1 protein-coding gene is annotated in these 855 nt (G+C 73.3%); it reads left to right on the top strand.

What is annotated here, in order from left to right:
- Window positions 1-855, top strand: an 855-nt coding sequence (locus tag G9H71_RS22890) for a glycosyltransferase family 2 protein (RefSeq protein ID WP_166285034.1), incomplete at both ends; no start/stop codon positions are given.

Raw genomic sequence — 855 nt, 5'->3', positions numbered from 1 at the left:
GTCGACATGCACAGCGACGACCGGACGGTGGAGATCGCCCGCTCGCTCGGCGCACGGGTCGAGTTCTTCGAGCGCACCGGCTTCATGGAGCCGGCGCGCGCCTTCGGGGTGGAGCAGGCCACCGGCGAGTGGATCGTCCGGCTCGACGCCGACGAGCTGATCCCGTCGACGCTGGCCGCCCGGCTGCGGCAGGTGGCGCAGACCGGTGAGGCCGACCGCGTGACGATGTCGTGCCGCAACTTCCTGCTCGGGCGGCAGCTGCAGGGGACCGGCTGGCAGATGTCGGCGGACCGGCACACCCGCTTCTTCCGCAAGGGCTCGCTCGGCTTCGACGACCGCATCCACGCCCGCCCCGAGTTCGTCAGCGGGCGCGACCTCGAGCTCCCGCCGACCGAGGACTACGCGATCGTCCACTTCAACTACCGCGACGTGTCGGAGTTCCTGGCCAAGCTCGACCGCTACACGACGGTCGAGGCCCGCCAGGCCGCCGAGCAGGGGCGCTCGCGCTCGCTCCTGTCGTTCGCCAAGCCTGCGATCCGCGAGGCCTACTGGCGCTACGGCCGGGCGCGCGGGTTCCGCGAGGGCTGGCGGGGTGCCGCGCTCAGCTGGCTGATGCTCACCTACCGGGTCACCACGTGGGCGAAGCTGCGCGAGCTGGAGGAGACGGGCGGCCGAGCGTCGATCGAGGCGACGTACGCCCAGGAGGCCGAGCGCGTGCTCGCCGGGTACGCCTCCGGGGTCGCGGGGGCGCCGGCCGCGGCGGGAGCGCCCACGACAGAGGCCGACGAGCGCCGGCCGCGCATCACCGGGATCATCCACACCCTCAACGAGGAGCGGCAGGTCGCGCGCGCGATC

Origin of the sequence: Motilibacter deserti, from assembly GCF_011250635.1 — a bacterium.
GTDB classification, from domain to species: domain Bacteria; phylum Actinomycetota; class Actinomycetes; order Motilibacterales; family Motilibacteraceae; genus Motilibacter_A; species Motilibacter_A deserti.
The sequence above is the reverse complement of the archived record's forward strand: the minus strand, read 5'-3'. Positions and strand labels throughout refer to the sequence as shown.